This window comes from Pseudoalteromonas sp. RWi3 (assembly GCF_054960735.1).
Genome location: NZ_JBHNYL010000004.1, coordinates 83,955 through 102,279 on the forward strand (window position 1 = coordinate 83,955; position 18,325 = coordinate 102,279).

Consider the following 18,325-nt stretch of genomic DNA (forward strand, 5'->3'; position numbering starts at 1 on the left):
CAATTTTTCCTCGGTGATTAACGGTTGACCGAATTTAAAAAGCTTGAATTGTTTTCGAGGTACGAAAAAAACCACTCAACAACAAAGCCAAATTCTGGGATCAAAATAGAATTACCCCACCAATGCGTATTTGGCGCACCGGTAAAAGCATCAAGAAAGAAGAGTAACGCGCTCACGACCAACACGCCACGCAGTGCACCAAACACAATGCCAAAGACACGGTCGGTGCCAGATAAGCCTGTACGTTGTACAAGTTCACCTAAGAGGTAGTTTAACATTCCGCCTAACAATAGCGTCGCAAAGAATAATATGGCAATGGCCGCTGCATTTCTTAAAAGGGGTTCAGAAATACTGGTTAGGAAGGAGGCTAAATATTGGTAAAATAAACTAGAAATGATAAAAGCGCCTGCCCATACAGCTAAAGACATTGCTTCTTTAATAAAGCCACGAATTAAACCTATGATAGTAGACAGTGCAATAATGCCAAGAATGGCGTAATCAACCCAGATCATAATAACCAACTAGTCGTTAATTTGGGGCGCATTCTATAAGACAACCCGCCCAATTGCCAGATCATTTTGTTACTTCGAATTGCGTAACTTTGCCGTTTAACTTTGTAAGTTCTTTTAATTCAGGCAGTTTGCTTTGAAGTTGTGCTTTATCTAGCGACGGACCAACAAAAACTTTGGTTAAAGTACCATTTGGAGTTTTAACTGGACGGGTAAAGGTTTTAAAACCATTAGCCTTGAGTTTAGCTTGTAGAGATTTAACATTCGCTGCATGAGAAAAGCTACCTAACTGAATAACATACGCCATTTTTGTTAGGTTTTCTTCAGGCTTACGAACAGGCTCAGGGGCTTGCTTTACCTGTTTTTGAGTATTATTCGCTGGAGTTGGATTTGTGTTTACTGGCTCATTGCTATCCGTTGTTGCTGCAACAAATTCAGGTTCTGCAGTTATAACCTCAGCCGCCTTACCTGCTTTACTGTCATCAAGTAATTGATCATCACTGGCAATATCTTCAACGACTTGAGCTTTAGGTTGCTCAGCATTGGCAAACGAGTCATCTATTGCTTCTTGCAAATCAATGGTTTTGAACTCAGGACGCTCAGGTATGGCCTTAAACCCTTCTTGGTAATGCACCTTCTCACCATCCAAAATATTTGGAATAAAAATGATAGCTGCAATCACTACAATGCTAGTGCCGACTAAACGATTTATAAAGCCTGAGTTCACAGTATATCTCTCTATTTTTTCCAATATTGAATTGCTGCTGCAACCGTAAAGAATGAACCAAAAACAATGAGCACTGAGCGTTCATCCATTTTTGGTAGCAGAGCATTTAGCGCACTCTCAACATTCTGGTATTGCGCCAGCGGTGCATGAGATTTTACATTATTCATTGCATTTGCTAAGTTTTCTACTGTATCGCCTCTAAAGCAATCAAGACCAGCTAAATGCCATTGGTCTATAATAGGGCTTACTTCATTTAAAACAGCTACTTTATCTTTGTCTTTAAGCATAGCGACTAACGCATGAACTTTAAAGCCTTGATCTGCTAAGTGCTTTAATTTTTTGGTTAAGTAACGTGCTGATTCAGGGTTATGTGCAACATCAGTATAAACCAAAGGTGATGAACTTAGCCTCTGAAAGCGCCCTTCAACCACTAAATTAGTTAAACACTCATTGATTACTTCTTTGCTAGGTAATAAGTTAAGCACAGCAAGTGTGGTCAATGCAGTGGCTGCATTTTGACAAGGAATACTTGGCTTTACAAACTCATAGTCAAATTCATTAAATTGCCAAATAAAGCTATTTTGATTTTCTTTAAAGACAAAATCTTTACCAGAAAGATACATATTCGCCGCAACTTCAGTGCCGTAATCAGTCACTGTATGAGGTATATTCAAATCTCCAACTATGGCTGGCGTATCAACCCTAAAGATACCCGCCTTATCGTAGCCAACTAATTCACGGGTATCGCCAAGGTATTCTTTATGGTCTAAATCTATTGTAGTAATAACACTTGCATAAGGGGTTACGATATTTGTAGCATCAAAACGGCCACCGAGTCCCACTTCAAGCAGTACGTAATCCACGCTATGGCGTTTAAATATAGCCAGCGCACCCAAAGTGCCGTACTCAAAATACGTTAATGGTGTTTCACCACGGCCTTGCTCTAACAAATCAAAAGCATCAACATGAAATTGATCATCAAGCTCAGCACCATTAATGCGTACGCGTTCATTGTAATGAATTAAATGCGGAGAAGCATAAGTGCCCACACTGTACCCTTGAGCCAATAATAGTGACTCTAAACAACGCGCAGTGGTGCCTTTGCCGTTTGTTCCGCCAATAAGAATAATTTTACTTGAGGTGTCTAATAAACCAATGTTGTTGGCAACGTCGGCTACGCGTTCGAGGCCCATAGCAATATTTGCAGGGTGAACACTTTCTAAATAACAAAGCCAATCATCAAGGCTTGATGATTGGCTAGGAATGTTTTTTGTCATAGCGTGTAATCAGTTAAGCTGAAATTTACGCTACTCTATGCTCTTGTTCGGTAGAAGGCAAGTTCATAAATTTAGCCAGCACACGCGCTAGCGTATCACGCATTTCACGACGGTCTACAATCATGTCAATTGCACCGTGCTCTAGTAAGAACTCACTGCGCTGAAAACCATCTGGTAGGGTTTCACGCACTGTTTGCTCTATAACGCGCGGCCCAGCAAAACCAATCAACGCTTTTGGCTCAGCTACATTAATATCACCTAACATTGCTAATGACGCCGATACACCACCCATAGTAGGGTCAGTCATCACAGAAATAAACGGCAAGCCTTTTTCACTCATTTTAGCAAGTGCAGCACTGGTTTTGGCCATTTGCATTAACGACATAAGCGCCTCTTGCATACGTGCACCACCTGAAGCAGAAAAACAAATAAGCGGCATGTTGTGCTCTAAACATTGGTCAACAGCATCTACAAAACGCGCGCCAACAACCGACGCCATTGAGCCACCCATAAATGAGAACTCAAATGCAACAGCTGCAACAGGAATACCTTTTAAGCGACCTTTCATAGCAACTAAGGCATCTTTTTCACCACTTGATTTTTGCGCTGCGCTAATTCGGTCTGAATACTTTTTAGAATCTTTAAATTTTAAAACATCTTTTGGTTCGTGCTCGATGCCTAGCTCTTGACGATCTGCATCATCAAGAAAATGCTCTAGGCGTTTACGTCCACTAACGCGCATGTGATGATCACACTTAGGGCATACATTCAGTGACTTTTCTAGCTCTGCTTTATATAAAATCGAATCACAATCTGTACATTTAGCCCAAACCCCCTCTGGGATCTCTTTACGGCCAGAAGATTTTGTCGTTTTAGGTAAGATTTTTTCTAACCAACTCATTTGCAACTCTCTTAATACTGTTCTGTGTCGCTTCCTGCCCGTATATACAGGCAGACAATTTTTTCAATTAAAACATGAATTACACGCCGACGGTATAAAAAACTGGTCTTAGTAGTGAAATGACCTTGACTTTTACCGGCTTGGAAATTACTTATTTATCAGAATCTGCTAAAAATAGAGGGCCAAGCGTTGTCGATGGGATCTCAAACTGCGCAGGATAATCAACATCGACAAGATATAAACCCGCAGCTTTAGCCGTTGCACTGGCTTTTGCGCGCTCTTTTAAATCAAGTAGCTCTTTAAGCCATACCGGCTGGTGCTTATGTAATCCGATATCCATTAAGCAGCCTGTAATATTTCGCACCATGTGGTGTAAAAAAGCATTCGCTTTGATATCAATAATTACATAGTCGCCTTGGCGTTTAACAGATAAGTGATGGATCGTTCTTTTTGCTGTATTTGCTTGACAATGCAGCGCACGGAACGATGTAAAATCATGCTCGCCAATCAAGTATTGACACGCTTGTTGCATTTGTACTTCGTCTAACGGGTGATAAAAATGAGTAACACCTTCATTCATAATCGCCCCGCGGTAAGCGTAGTTGTAAATAACGTAGCGGTAACGCCTTGCTGTTGCGCTAAAGCGAGCATGAAAATCTTCGCTGACAGGTTTCGCAAATCGAATAGCAATATCTTTTGGTAAGAGTGTGTTCATGCCCATAGTAAAAGCAACCATTTCTCGATCAGCCTCAGTATCAAAATGCACCACCTGACCCGTACCATGAACGCCCGCATCGGTTCTTCCTGCACAAACAATTTCAACTGGGTGATTACAAATACGCGAAAGCGCTGTTTCTACTTCTTGTTGTACACTGTTAACGTGCGATTGACGCTGCCAACCACTGTATCGTGCGCCGTTGTATTCAACTCCAAGTGCTACTCGCATAATTACTGCTTTACCTACTGTGCTAATGAACGAGGCATTTTATGCTATATAGCAACCTAATAAAAGTGACACTATACAAATAAACAAGCCTCCTTTCATTTTGAAGGTGTAAATAAAAAAGGGCCTAAACGTAAATTTAGACCCTTTGTTTATATAAATGCTATCAGACTATTTTAGCTTTCAAACTCTGCGCTTCTTGCTGCACTTCTTCAGGACCATTCGCTATAACATCTTCAATTGCATCAAGCGCTGAGTCCATATCATCTATTTCAATGTATGCGCGCGCTAAATCAAGCTTGGCAGAGTAGCCTCCGCTCTCTAAATCAACATCAGTCGGGTTTTCTCCCGCCAATAATGCATCATATTCACTTAACCCTACATCCATATCAATGTCGTCATAAGGTTCGTGTTCAGGGCTTGCATCATCACTTTGTTCTATCAAGGCATCGATATCAACAAATTCGTCACTAATAGGATCAGAGGTACTTTGAGGATTTTCTAATTCACCTGTTGGCGCATCAGTTAACCCATTAAGCTCTGTTAGGTCTTCATTTAATAAAGCATCAAAATCAACATCAAAATCATCACTGTCTTCAATATTTAAAGGCTCAGGCTCTCCTAACTCACTGAGTAAAGCATCAAAATCAGTTTGAGTAAGATCGGCCATAAAGTCATCATCAAGTTCATCATCTGATAAACTTGTTTCATCAATACTGCTTTCTAACTCTGTAGCAACGTCATCGTTAGCTATCTCGCCAAGGGCATCTTCATTAAAATCATCAAGTTGACTGTCAAACACCGGCTCTTTCTTTTCATCATCAGCAAGTAATTCATCCCCGATCAGGGGCTCATCATCAAAATCTTGATCTAAAGTGTCAGAGTTTCCATTTGTGGACATAGCCTCAGCTAAGTCTTGCTCAGCTTGACTTAATTGTAATTCAGTATCATCAACAGCATTATCTTGCGCTAGTGTTTCTAATTCATTTCTCTGGCTTGAATCATCAATTAAAGCGTCTATTTCACTTTCATTATTGAGGCCTATGTCAACTGCTTCATTAGCTTCTGGTGCAATTGATTGCGCGAGCTCTGAGCTCGACTCTGGAACATCAAGTTCATCTTCTAATGCTTCGTTGCTAATAAAGTCATCTTCAATTAACTGTTCATCATCAAAATCATGTTCTAAATTATCGATTTCTTGGCCACCAGCCATCGCATTTGCAAGATCTTGCTCTGTTTGACTTAGTGGAAGTTCTGCATCACCTTCAAGTGAATCCATGTCGTCATAGTCAAGCTCAAGCTCTGGGTATTCTTCAAGCTCTTGACTCGGGGTTACATCATCAGTTTCAGGTAATTCATCTTCAGCTGCTAAATCAATATCTGATGAAATCCCCTCTTCGTCGAGTGGGTCATCCCCTAAATCTATTTCAACTTCTTCAATATCATCATTAAGATCATCTATAGAAGACCACTGTGGATCAGCAACATAATCGTCCTCTTGTTGCAGTTCATTGAGTAATTCATCAACACTTTTTAGAGCAGGATCATCATATTCATCCAGAAGGTCTTCTTCATCCATAATAACGTTTGAGTCATCACCCTCTGGTAATTCAGATAACCTAGGTTCTGCCTCAAGCTCAGGCTCTTCTGCAAGCTCAGGTTCTGCCTCAAGCTCAGGTTCTGCTTCAAGTTCAGGCTCTTCTTCAAGCTCAGGTTCTGCTTCAAGCTCAGGCTCTTCTTCAAGCTCAGGTTCTTCTTCAAGCTCTGGCTCTACTTCAAGTTCAGGTTCTGCCTCAAGCTCTGGCTCTACTTCAAGTTCAGGTTCTGCCTCAAGCTCAGGTTCTTCTGCAAGTTTTGGCTCTTCTTCAAGCTCAGGTTCTGCCTCAAGCTCAGGTTCTGCCTCAAGCTCTGGCTCCACTTTAAGCTCAGGTTCTGCCTCAAGCTCTGGCTCTACTTCAAGCTCTGGCTCTACTTCAAGCTCTGGCTCTACTTCAAGCTCTGGCTCTTCTTCAAGCTCAGGCTCTTCTTCAAGCTCTGGCTCTTCTTCAAGCTCTGGCTCTTCTTCAAGCTCAGGTTCTTCTGCAAGTTCTGGCTCTTCTTCAAGCTCAGGTTCTTCTGCAAGTTTTGGCTCTTCTTCAAGCTCAGGTTCTTCTACAAGCTCTGGTTCTTCTTCAAGCTCAGGCTCTTCTTCAAGCTCAGGCTCTGCTTCAAGCTCAGGTTCTTCTGCAAGTTCTAGCTCTTCTTCAAGCTCAGGTTCTTCTGCAAGCTCTGGCTCTTCTTCAAGCTCAGGTTCTTCTACAAGCTCTGGTTCTGCTTCAAGCTCAGGCTCTTCTTCAAGTTCAGGTTCTGCCTCAAGCTCAGGTTCTGCCTCAAGCTCTGGCTCTACTTCAAGTTCAGGTTCTGCCTCAAGCTCTGGCTCTGCTGCAAGCTCTGGCTCTTCTTCAAGCTCTGGCTCTTCTTCAAGCTCTGGTTCTTCTTCAAGCTCTGGCTCTGCTGCAAGCTCTGGCTCTGCTGCAAGCTCTGGCTCTTCTTCAAGCTCTGGTTCTTCTTCAAGCTCTGGCTCTTCCTCAAGCTCTTCTAAATCTGGTTCGTCAGTGAGAGAAGACGCTATATTTTCTACGTCATCAACGTTTAACTCATCTTCAACAGCTGACAAGTCCTCCATTGAATCTGACAACGCTTCATCAAGTTCTGAGTCATGCTCATTCGCTGTATGTTGCGCTTCTTGGTTTGATTGTGGTTGTTCGTTTGTTGCAGCATCATCGATTAAACCTTCGATGTCATCTAAATCAAACTCATCCTCTTCTTCCACTAATTCAGTTGGCTGCTCAGCATCATCGATTAAACCTTCGATGTCATCTAAATCAAACTCATCCTCTTCTTCCACTAATTCAGTTGGCTGCTCAGCATCATCAATGAGCGAGTCAATATCATCTAAATCAAATTCGTCCTCTTCTTCCACCAATTCGGTTGGCTGCTCAGGTTCAGCATTGGCTGGCGCAGCATCATCAATAAGCGAGTCGATATCATCTAAATCAAATTCGTCCTCTTCTTCAACCAATTCAGCTGGCTGCTCAGATTCAGCATTGCTTGGCGCAGAATCATCAATGAGCGAGTCGATATCATCTAAATCAAATTCGTCTTCTTCTTCAACCAATTCGGTTGGCTGCTCAGGTTCAGCATTGGCTGGCGCAGCATCATCAATGAGCGAGTCGATATCATCTAAATCAAATTCGTCCTCTTCTTCAGCCAATTCAGTTGGCTGCTCGGGCTGTGCATTGCTTCGCGCAGCATCATCGATAAGCGAGTCGATATCGTCTAAATCAAATTCGTCCTCTTCTTCAGCCAATTCAGCTGGCTGCTCAGGTTCAGCATTCGTTGGCGCAGCATCATCAATGAGTGAGTCGATATCATCTAAATCAAATTCGTCCTCTTCTTCCGCTAATTCAGCTGGCTGCTCGGGTTCAGCATCGGTTTGCGCAGCATCATCAATGAGCGAGTCGATATCAAAGTCATCGTCTTCTTCGCTTAGTTCGGCAGATTCTTTTTCAGTGTTTTCCAACTGTGCTTCATCAGCCGATGAATCTTCATCATTTGCAAATAAGTCGTCTAGATCACTTGCACTTAATATATCGCCATCGTTATCAGCTGAGTCAATGTCATCAGATAGGCTGTCATCTGTTTGATCGAAGTCTTGTTGTAAAAATATATCAACTTCATCATCTTCCCCTGCGGTTTGCTCATCGTCAAAAACGATGTCGTCACCAAGTAAACCATCAAGCTCATCTTGTCCTAATAAGCTATCGCTCTCTTCAAATGAATCGTCAATATTATCATCAAATATAATATCGTCGTTTTCCGGTAGCATGTCGTCGTCAAGATCGTCATCAAGCTGCACACTCAAATCATTTAAGTCGTCTTCCACTGGATCTGGAATAATTGGGTCAAGTGAAGGGCCTAAATCAGGTTCATCGCTTTGCACGGGGCTTTGTGGCAAAAACTCTTCATCATCACTTGTTTCTTCTTTTTGGTTTGCGCGTTTACGCAAAAACATAACCACGGCAAAAATAATTAACAATGCGGGTATTGTCATCAGTAGTATGAGGACAAATGGGTTTTCTAGCAGTGCGCCAAAATCAAACTCACTCTCCTCCTCTAACTTTTTTGCTTTTTGCTGCTCTATGATCTCATTTTGTTTATCTATAAGTTCTTTGAGCTGTTGTTGGATTTCACTATCTTGCCCTAACTGGTTTCGAACATTTTCTAGTTCTTTTGAAATACCTGTTAGCTGTGCTTTGAGCTTATTATTTTCAACTAAAATCTCTTCAACATTTTTAACTGAGGATTTAAATTGATCCTGTAGTTCAACAAGCTGTGTGCCTTGCTCTGTTTTTATCGAGTTTATTTCATTTTTTAACTCTTGCTTTGCCTCATCAACATCAACCTTGCGTGCTTGTGTTACTTTTTTTTGCGACGCAACGATTTCACTCTTCGTTAATGTACCGTTCTTTTTCTTTTCCCACAGTTCGTCATCTTGCTCCGAGCGTTGTTTTGCAAGCTCAGGGTTTACGCTACGAATTTCAGCAAGCGTAGGGATTTTTAAGTATGCGCCATCACGCATATGGTTGAGGTTTTGATCTAGAAATGAGTTAGGGTTTTTTTCATACAAAGCTTGCATGACTTGATAAATACTAACAGAGTTATCTTGGCGCACTTTTGCAGCAATACGCCATAGCGTGTCTGTTGGCCTAATTGGGCCTATAGAGCGACCTTGGACGCCATAGTCAACGCCTTTAGGCCCTTTAAGTTGGGCACCATCTTGGCTGAAAACTGGTGTAACCACCAATGCAGACGCTAATAAAAGAAGTGTTGCTAAACCGCGCATGCTGATCCTTTAATGTTTAAATGTTAACGCAGCGCTGCTACAAAGCGAGTATGAGCGCTTAAACATTGGTTATTTCATACAGAAATAACTTACGTAAATTAAAATGACTTACATAAATTAATAGTTAATTAAATTTTCCTGCAAGCTCTATTCCAGTTACAAACTATAAACCAGTTAGGTTGTAATATCCATTGCAAGACTTTGAAACGTAATAGCTTAAACTTAATCTGTAGAAAGAGTTTTTTATTGTTATGGTTAAGTTTATACGCTTTTAGTTACGTTGCGGCAATTATTTGGCAGTTTAAAACTAAAAAGCGGCAAATGTGCCGCTTTAAAAGGTGTGACTAAAGGTAATTTGCTATCAGCTCTTCAGCAATTTGTACGCTGTTAGTCGCGGCGCCTTTGCGCGTATTGTCACTAACAACCCACATATTCAGTCCATGTGGGTGTGAAATATCTTGGCGTAATCGGCCCACATAAACCGTATCGTTACCACTTGCGTCTGAAACAGGTGTTGGATAATCCCCCGCATCTTCGATTAACTCAAGGCCAGGCGCATCATTAAGTAATTGTTTAACGTGCTCAAAGTCATACGGCATACGTGTTTCAAGACTAATCGCCTCTGAGTGTCCAAAAAACACAGGCACTCTTACACACGTTGGGTTAACCGCGACCGTAGTATCACCTAAAATTTTATGGGTTTCGTTTACCATTTTCATTTCTTCGCGTGTATACCCATTTTCTTCGAAGCTATCAATTTGTGGGATAACATTAAACGCAATTTGCTTAGGGAATAGTTCATTTTCCATTGGACGTGCATTCATTAAGTTCGCCGTTTGTTTAGCTAACTCATCAACCGCTTCTTTGCCTGCACCCGATACCGCTTGATATGTAGATACATTGATTCGATCAATTCCATAAGCATCATAAATTGGCTTTAACGCGACCATCATTTGAATTGTAGAACAATTTGGGTTGGCGATGATATTGCGGTTTCTAAAATCAGCTAGGCTCGCTGCGTTCACTTCTGGCACAACTAATGGCACCTCAAAGTCATTTCTAAAATGCGATGTGTTATCAATGACCACGCAACCTGCATCTGCTGCAATTGGCGCATATTTTTCAGATACACTGCCACCAGCTGAGAATAAGCCGATGTGAGCTTGGCTAAAATCAAAGCCTTCTACATCTTGTACTTCAATGTTTTCACCACGAAACTTAATATCTTCGCCTGCACTGCGGCTGCTTGCCAATAAAAATAACTGATCAACTGGAAATTTGCGATCTTCAAGTGTTTCAATTATCTGACGACCCACTAGGCCTGTAGCGCCTAATACGGCAACATTATATTTCTGTGACATGTATATTCCTCTAAGAACAGCCGCCGTCATGGCCACTGTTTAAAATGTTAAACCCAAGCGCTGAGAGCATTGACGTATTTGCTCCCGCTCCACGAATATTTACAGTGTTAAATTCACGTCTAACTGGGTAGTTTTTTCGTAAGCTATCAAAACCTTGTTGTGCCAAATGACGACGTAAAATACCATCGTCACGACGCACGTCATAAACTAGGTGTATTAACTGACCAAGATCATCAATGCTAAATGTGTCTTGCAATAAAACATCTGTAACACTTGGTTTAGGTAAAAAATCAGCCAAAGACTTATTTGCTGTAAGCCCTTCTAAATTACACAATGCTTGATACAGCATTTGGGTACCGCGTGCTTTGCCCTCTAGAGTATGGCCTGCTATGTGAACACTGGCAAAGCGCACATAATCAAGTAATTCAGTTAAAATTGTGGGTTCGTTTTCCCAAACATCTAAAACTAAATCAAGACTTGCCCCATTTTGCATAACCTCAAGTAAAGCATGATTATCAATAACATCGCCACGGCTGGCATTAATTAAAATCACGCCGCTTTTTAGGGCCTTCAAACGTGCTTTATTCATTAAATGAAGCGTACTATGCACACCGGCTTTTACTAATGGCACATGAAAAGTCACAATATCTGATTGTGCAAGAAGTGTATCCAAATCACAGTGTTCGTCTAATTGACCTACATCATGCTTAGGTGGGTCGCACAGTAAAACAGTGACATTTAATGCAGAAAGCTTTTCACGTAAACAACTACCAATGCTGCCTACACCAACAATACCAATCGTTTTGCCTTCAAGTGTGCATGCATTTTCTTGCATCAAAGCAAACATACTGCTTAATACATATTCAGCTACTGCCACCGCATTACAACCAGGTGCACTGGTAAATGTAATGCCTCGTTGATTAAGTAAGTCGGTATCAATATGATCAACACCTATTGTAGCGGTGCCAACAAATTTGAGCTTATTTGCATCGCTTAATAACGCTTCATTCACTTGCGTAACAGAGCGCGTTAAAAGCACATCAACATCAATTAGCTGTTCACTCTTTAAAGAACGGCCATCAAAACGCTCTACACATCCTAGCTCAGCGAAGTATTGTTCAACTAAAGGCATGTTTTGATCAGCAAGTATTTTCATTCATGAGCTCGGTTACCAGTAAGAAGTAATATTGTAACGAACAACTACCTTGTTACACAAACGAAAAAGCCGAGCATTTTGCTCGGCTTTAAAATAGGTCGGGCTTTAATTAGCCTTTGTATTTACTCATTACGAGTGTGGCATTCGTTCCACCAAAACCAAAGCTATTAGACATAACAGTGTTTAGCTCAACGTCTTTACGCTCGGTGACAATATTAAGGCCTTCTGCTTGCTCATCTAACTCATCAATATTAATTGAAGGAGCAACAAACCCGTGCTCAAGCATTAATAGTGAGAAAATAGCTTCATGCACACCCGCTGCACCTAACGCGTGACCTGTCATCGCTTTAGTTGCACTAATCAGCGGTGAGTTACCACCAAACACTTCTTGAATAGCGCCAAGCTCTTTCACATCACCAACAGGTGTAGACGTACCATGGGTATTTAAATAATCAATGCCGCCTTCAAGGCCTTGCATTGCTTGGCGCATACAGCGTGCCGCACCTTCACCTGATGGCGCAACCATGTCGAAACCATCAGAAGTCGCACCATAGCCGGTAATCTCAGCATAAATATGCGCGCCACGAGCAAGGGCATGCTCCAGCTCTTCAACAACAACAATACCGCCGCCGCCAGAAATAACGAAACCATCGCGATTTGCATCATACGTACGAGATGCTTGCTCTGGCGTTTCGTTATATTTAGTAGAAAGTGCGCCCATCGCATCAAATTCCATCGCTAGGGTCCAATGCAACTCTTCACCACCACCAGCAAAAATTACATCTTGTTTTCCAAGTTGGATTTGCTCAACGGCATGGCCAATACAGTGCGCTGAAGTTGCACACGCAGAACTGATTGAATAGTTCACGCCTTTAATTTTAAACGGTGTGGCTAAGCAGGCAGAAGTCGTGCTCGCCATAGTACGCGGTACCATATATGGGCCAACACGTTTAACGCCTCTTTCACGCAAAATGTCAGCCGCTTCTACTTGCCATTTTGATGAACCACCACCTGAACCCACTAAAAGACCTGTGCGCTCATTTGAAACTTGCTCTTCATTTAGGCCAGCATCTTCGATTGCTTGTGCCATTGAGATATATGAATAAGCAGCTGCATCGCCCATAAAGCGCATAGCTTTACGATCAACAAACTCTTTAACGTCAATATCAATTTTACCAGATACGTTACTGCGTAACTTGTAATCTGCAAACTCTTGGTTAAAAGCAATACCGCTTTTACCAGTTTTTAACGATTCTAATACTTCTTCTTTGTTGTTGCCGATGCTTGATACAACACCGATGCCCGTAATAACGGCTCTTCTCATGGGTAATTACCTTAGCTTGATACTAAATTGTGATCTATTTTACGCTGAATTTTATAACTAAGTGGTCAGCTTTCTAGCGTACACATGTACTCTGAATGCATAGCTTATAAATAACGCCAGACTATTTCAAAGAAAACACGTAAAATAATTAAAAAAAGTACACATTAATTAATTGCAGGCCATGATAAAACACGCTGATATTCACTTTAATAGCCAAGGCACTCCTGTTGCGGATAACTTCGACGACGTCTATTTCTCTAACGACAATGGATTAGCTGAATCCGATTACGTGTTTTACCAACAAAACAATATCCCAGCCCGATTACAAAACCATGACCGCCCACATTTTGTTATTGCTGAAACAGGTTTTGGCACTGGGCTTAATTTTCTTAATACGTGGCTGCAATTTAACGCTCATTTGGCTAATAGGCAACTTAAGCAAAATAAAGTTCCCACAAAACAAAGTAAAACGGTTGAACGCTTACATTTTATCTCATTTGAAAAATACCCTTTAAAACACGCCGACCTTGCAAAAGCACTGCAAGCATGGCCTGAATTAGCCCAATATAGTAACCAGTTACTCACGCATTATCCGATTAATTTAGCTGGATGCCATCGGCTAGAGTTTGATCATGGCCGCATAATTCTTGATTTATACTTTGGTGATGTACAAGACTCTATAAATAACATGAGTTACTCACATTCAGGAGTCGTCGATGCTTGGTACTTAGATGGCTTTGCCCCCAGTAAAAACCCTGATATGTGGCAACAACAACTATTTGAATTAATGGTCGATATTTCACGTTCAAACGCCACTTTGGCAACATTTACCGCTGCGGGCTTTGTCCGCAGAGGGCTTAACGAGGCAGGCTTTAGCATGCAAAAAGCCAAAGGTTTTGGCCGAAAGCGTGAGATGCTAATTGGCGCACTGGCTCAGTCAAACAAAACGCGTTCAGCTCCCCCATTCTATGCAAGTGATACCAGTTCATTGACCAACGTTGCCATCATCGGCGGGGGCATTGCCAGCAGTGCAGTACTTTATAGTTTAGCCAAACGGGGCGTAAACAGTCAGCTATTTTGCCAGGATGAACAGCTCGCAATGGGGGCATCCCACAATGTGCAAGGTGCCGTTTACCCACATTTGCAAGCAAAAAACTCACCCCACAGTGAGTTTTTTGCGCACAGTTTTTTATATGCCAAACGTTTGTATCAACAGTTAACTGATAATGGCTATAGTTACGACCATCAATGGTGTGGTGTGTTGCAACATGCCATAAAGCAACCATTAGCTGAACGCCATCAAAATATTGAAACGAAACAGCTATGGCCAAAGGAGCTAATGCATACTGTAACGGCCGAACAAGCAGATGATATCGCGGGTATTGAAGCCGGGTATGCTGGAATACACTTCCCTTTAGCTGGTTGGGTTAATCCACCGCAACTTGTAAAAGCGCTTTATAACCAAGCAACGGCATTAGCAAGCATTAACAGCCACTTTAACTGTGATATCGATGCACTTGAAAAAACACCCAATGGGTGGTTACTAAAAAGTGGCGAAAAACAATACGGCCCTTTTTCAGATGTGATTATCTGTGCAGGCGAACACAGCGATCGTTTTGCTCAAACAGCAGCACTGCCAATTGTAGGTGTACGCGGCCAAGTATCGCATGTACAGGCAAGCCCAGCCTCTGATAAACTTAAAACTGTTTTATGCCACAAAGGCTACTTTACTCCTGCCTATTTAGGGCACCATTGTATGGGCGCGACCTTTGAAAAAAACTCAAAAAGCCGCAACGTCACCGAGCAAGACAATAAAACGAACCGAGAGCAACTACTTAATTTTTATAATCATTGCGAATTTGCATCAAGCTTAGGTAATATCACCGACGCCAAAGCGGCAGTAAGATGCAGTTTTATCGATCATCTCCCTATGGCAGGAGAATGGGCAGAGCAAGCAGACTACACAAAAGCATTTGCAAACCTGCGCCAAGGTAAGCGATATCAATATCAGCCTCTAAAAAAGACTCAACAGGGCTTACATATATTAACGGGTTTTGGTGCCCGCGGTTTATGCAGCGCCCCCTTAGCTGCGGAACATTTAGTAAGCCACTTAAGTGGCGCTCCAAGTCCTTTTAGTGAGAGAGTAAATCAAGCAATTCACCCTGCACGGTTTATTGTCCGAGATTTAATACGTAATAAAATTTAATCGTATGTAGCCTCACTTGATAGCGAGCGAAAATCTAATTAATAAGGAAAAATTGTGAGAAAAATAATAACTTTCATGTGTGCTGCTCTGGCATTTACTGTATGGCCAAGCGCCGCAAACTTAAGCTTAGTGCCCGTTCCAGCAGACTACAAATTAACAATGCATGTTGATAATCAATACCCAATGGTACAAACAGGCTACTCTGCGCAGTCTATACCTGATATTGTCACATTTTATAACCAACAACTTGGCGAACCTGATTTAAATCGCAGTTATGCAAGTAATTCAACCTTATTTTACTCTATAGAAGGTAAAACGGTTCGTATTAGTCTACTTCAGCATGATTACAAAACAGATATCGCAATAATGATCACCCAGTAGTTTTTAACTTGCCAAAATACTGAATACGTATGCATAAAACAAACAGTTGAGCTGCCACTAAAACAACCGTAGTTTGTAATTCACACAATTATAACAACACGGTTTTTATGTATTATTTACTCTCAAGTTTTTTGCTCTGCATGAGTTTTTTAAGCTTCGCAGAACCCATTAAATTGCAAAGCTATTCTGGCGATACCTCTTTACCGCATAAATTACTTAAAGAGGCGCTAAACAAAGCACAATTAGACTATATTCATCCATATGAAAGCGATAAAGACATATCAAATGCCCGCATTTTAAATGATGTAAAAATAGGCCAGCTCGATGTTATGTGGAGCATGACTTCACAATCACTTGAGCAAGATTACCAAGCGGTATACATTCCACTTTTTAGAGGCCTGCTAGGGATGCGCTTAGCAATCGTCACCCAAAAAAATGCAGATCTGTTTAAGCACGTCAGTAGCATAGATGATTTAAAAAGGTTTCGTGCTGGTCAAGGAAAAACGTGGCCTGATACAACCATTTTAAAAGAAAACGGCCTAAATGTAGTCACCACATTAAAGTACCCAAATTTATTCCCTATGCTTGAAGGTGGTCGTTTCGATTACTTTCCTCGTGGTGTAAATGAGCCCTGGGATGAAATAGTTAATCACCAAGAGCTAAATCTAACCGTAGATCCCTATGTACTATTAAAATACACCGCACCGCTGTACTTTTTTGTTGCAAAAAAGAACGCACAACTTGCACAAAAACTAACGCAATCGTTAAATAAAATGATTGAAGATGGCAGCTTTACCCGCATGTTTTTTAGTGACAGCCAAGTACAAATGGTTTTACAAAAGGCCAATTTAAAACAGCGTATTATTATTCCTCTAAGCAACCCTAATTTAAGTTCAATGACTCCCCTGTCTCGCACAGAGCTTTGGTTCGACCCACTTAATGAGAGCACAACAACACAATGAAATCATTACAATACAAAATAACCGTCGCATTAAGTATTTGTCTCATCATCATATTTGGCTTTGTTGTGAGTGTTAACTATTACTTATTAAAAAATAGTGAAACAGCGCAATGGCAAGAAAACATCACAGCACTGGATCAACAATTAACCGTTATTTTAGCTGAGCCTGTTTTCTCCTATGATAAGCCGCTAATCGCACAAATAATTAATGCTTTTGCAAAAAACCATAATATTCAGCATATTGAAGTAGTTGATCATCGAAATAAACTTTTAGGCAACGTGGGGCAACTTGTTAATGCGAAAAACGTGATCGCTCATCAATTACCCCTGACTGTTTCAGAACAAAAAATTGGCACAATAAATATAAAATACAGCCAAGATGAGCTCAATAAAGGTATTTTCAATGCAGTTCAAACCATGGTAATTACTTTAGCTATTTCATTTTTACTACTCGGTGTAACAATTATTTACGTGTGTCGCTTTATCATTATTAAACCTATTGTTGGTGTAAACCAACTAGTTGATGAGCTGGTGCGTGGCGGTGGTGATTTAACTCAGCGTATTAACTATCAATCGAGTGACGAAATTGGTTACTTAGTGGCTGGGTTTAATCGCTTTATTAACGAAGTACAACAAATTATTGCCAGTCTTGGTAAAACAGCCACTGAATTAGAGATTATTGCAGGCTCTGTAAACGAAGCCACGGTGAGATCTAAATACGAAGCCGAGCAAGAATATGCATTAACTGATGCTGCTACTTCATCTTTGAGCCAACTAAGTGAAGCCACAAAAGAAATTGCATTTGGCGCAACACAAACTGCCGACCAAACCACAAAAGTACAGACCCTCTGCCAAGATGGCCAATTAAGCATGAGTAACAACAGCACACTGATCCACGAGCTTGAAAATCAGTTAGATCATACATCGAGTGTGGTTGAACAACTTGACAGCAGAAGCAGTGAAATAAGCCAAGTACTTGATGTAATAAAAAGTATAGCCGAGCAAACTAATTTACTTGCCCTCAATGCCGCTATAGAAGCTGCAAGAGCGGGTGAATCTGGTCGCGGATTTGCAGTGGTTGCAGACGAAGTACGCGCACTGGCAAGTAAAACGTACCATTCAACGTCTGAAATTGAGAGCATCATTAGCGCATTGCAAACCAACGCCAGTGAATGCGTACAAGCATCACAAAAAAGCAAACACGTTAGCAGCCAAGTAATTCAAGCCAATGAACAAAGCCAGCATGTTTTTCATAATATTGCAGAGCAAGTCGATGAAATAAACCTCATGAACGAGCGAATTGCCGCAAGTTCAGAACAGCAAACGTGCACCACTGAAGGTATTTTATCTACAATGGAAAAAATTAATCATGGGGCAAAATCATTGGCTCAAGAAGCAGAGCTTCTTGACGGCACAATAAAGCAGTTAAACGAACTAGAAAAAGGCATTGTCGAAAAACTGGGTCTTTTTAAATACTAAAGCCTTACCTAGGCATAATAAGGCGATATTAAACGTCGCCTTCTTCATTTACTACAACTGGGCTTCCCAGCTTTCACTAGACGGCTTTTAACTCAGAATCTTCCTCAAACTTAGCAGGTGAAACATCGTATGTATTTGAATGGCCCTGACTTTTTATGGATCTCATTAAGTATCAACAAAGCGTTTCGCGCATTACTAGTTTAACGGTTGTTTAA

The 18,325-nt window shown here is 41.2% G+C and carries 13 protein-coding genes; 4 read left to right on the top strand and 9 right to left on the bottom strand.

Going from position 1 to position 18,325, the window contains the following annotated elements:
- Window positions 1–17: 17 nt before the first annotated feature.
- The 9 genes from ACFI4Z_RS07725 to fabB form a co-directional block, all read right to left on the bottom strand.
- On the bottom strand, window positions 18–512 hold the full coding sequence (locus tag ACFI4Z_RS07725; protein ID WP_058561253.1) for a CvpA family protein: 495 nt from the start codon (window positions 510–512) through the stop codon (window positions 18–20).
- 61 nt (window positions 513–573) lie between these two features.
- Window positions 574–1,236, bottom strand: a complete 663-nt coding sequence (locus ACFI4Z_RS07730; protein ID WP_462670078.1) for an SPOR domain-containing protein — start codon at window positions 1,234–1,236, stop codon at window positions 574–576.
- An 11-nt stretch (window positions 1,237–1,247) separates the two neighbouring features.
- On the bottom strand, window positions 1,248–2,513 hold the full coding sequence (folC, locus tag ACFI4Z_RS07735; protein WP_462670079.1) for a bifunctional tetrahydrofolate synthase/dihydrofolate synthase: 1,266 nt from the start codon (window positions 2,511–2,513) through the stop codon (window positions 1,248–1,250).
- A 25-nt stretch (window positions 2,514–2,538) separates the two neighbouring features.
- A complete protein-coding gene (accD, locus tag ACFI4Z_RS07740) occupies window positions 2,539–3,414 on the bottom strand; it encodes an acetyl-CoA carboxylase, carboxyltransferase subunit beta (protein ID WP_394193069.1) in 876 nt (291 codons plus the stop codon).
- A 151-nt stretch (window positions 3,415–3,565) separates the two neighbouring features.
- On the bottom strand, window positions 3,566–4,360 hold the full coding sequence (gene truA / locus ACFI4Z_RS07745; protein WP_462670080.1) for a tRNA pseudouridine(38-40) synthase TruA: 795 nt from the start codon (window positions 4,358–4,360) through the stop codon (window positions 3,566–3,568).
- 163 nt (window positions 4,361–4,523) lie between these two features.
- Window positions 4,524–9,242, bottom strand: coding sequence for a FimV/HubP family polar landmark protein (locus ACFI4Z_RS07750; RefSeq protein WP_462670081.1), 4,719 nt, complete (start codon window positions 9,240–9,242; stop codon window positions 4,524–4,526).
- Between the two features lie 344 nt (window positions 9,243–9,586).
- On the bottom strand, window positions 9,587–10,603 hold the full coding sequence (locus ACFI4Z_RS07755) for an aspartate-semialdehyde dehydrogenase (protein ID WP_462670082.1): 1,017 nt from the start codon (window positions 10,601–10,603) through the stop codon (window positions 9,587–9,589).
- Between the two features lie 10 nt (window positions 10,604–10,613).
- Window positions 10,614–11,759 (bottom strand): 4-phosphoerythronate dehydrogenase, encoded by a 1,146-nt coding sequence (locus tag ACFI4Z_RS07760; protein WP_462670083.1) that lies wholly within the window; start codon window positions 11,757–11,759, stop codon window positions 10,614–10,616.
- A gap of 109 nt (window positions 11,760–11,868) precedes the next feature.
- Window positions 11,869–13,083 (bottom strand): beta-ketoacyl-ACP synthase I, encoded by a 1,215-nt coding sequence (gene fabB, locus ACFI4Z_RS07765; RefSeq protein WP_462670084.1) that lies wholly within the window; start codon window positions 13,081–13,083, stop codon window positions 11,869–11,871.
- 181 nt (window positions 13,084–13,264) lie between these two features.
- Between fabB and mnmC the strand changes: the two genes are divergently transcribed.
- The 4 genes from mnmC (at window position 13,265) to ACFI4Z_RS07785 (ending at window position 18,110) form a co-directional block, all read left to right on the top strand.
- On the top strand, window positions 13,265–15,289 hold the full coding sequence (gene mnmC, locus ACFI4Z_RS07770) for a bifunctional tRNA (5-methylaminomethyl-2-thiouridine)(34)-methyltransferase MnmC2/FAD-dependent 5-carboxymethylaminomethyl-2-thiouridine(34) oxidoreductase MnmC1 (protein ID WP_462670085.1): 2,025 nt from the start codon (window positions 13,265–13,267) through the stop codon (window positions 15,287–15,289).
- Between the two features lie 54 nt (window positions 15,290–15,343).
- Window positions 15,344–15,670 (top strand): hypothetical protein, encoded by a 327-nt coding sequence (locus ACFI4Z_RS07775; RefSeq protein WP_462670086.1) that lies wholly within the window; start codon window positions 15,344–15,346, stop codon window positions 15,668–15,670.
- 140 nt (window positions 15,671–15,810) lie between these two features.
- Window positions 15,811–16,632, top strand: coding sequence for a substrate-binding periplasmic protein (locus ACFI4Z_RS07780; protein ID WP_462670087.1), 822 nt, complete (start codon window positions 15,811–15,813; stop codon window positions 16,630–16,632).
- The gene (locus ACFI4Z_RS07785; RefSeq protein ID WP_462670088.1) at window positions 16,629–18,110 is read left to right on the top strand and encodes a methyl-accepting chemotaxis protein; all 1,482 of its coding nucleotides are present in this window, start codon (window positions 16,629–16,631) and stop codon (window positions 18,108–18,110) included. The genes ACFI4Z_RS07780 and ACFI4Z_RS07785 overlap by 4 nt, the downstream gene beginning before the upstream one ends.
- Window positions 18,111–18,325 lie beyond the last annotated feature (215 nt).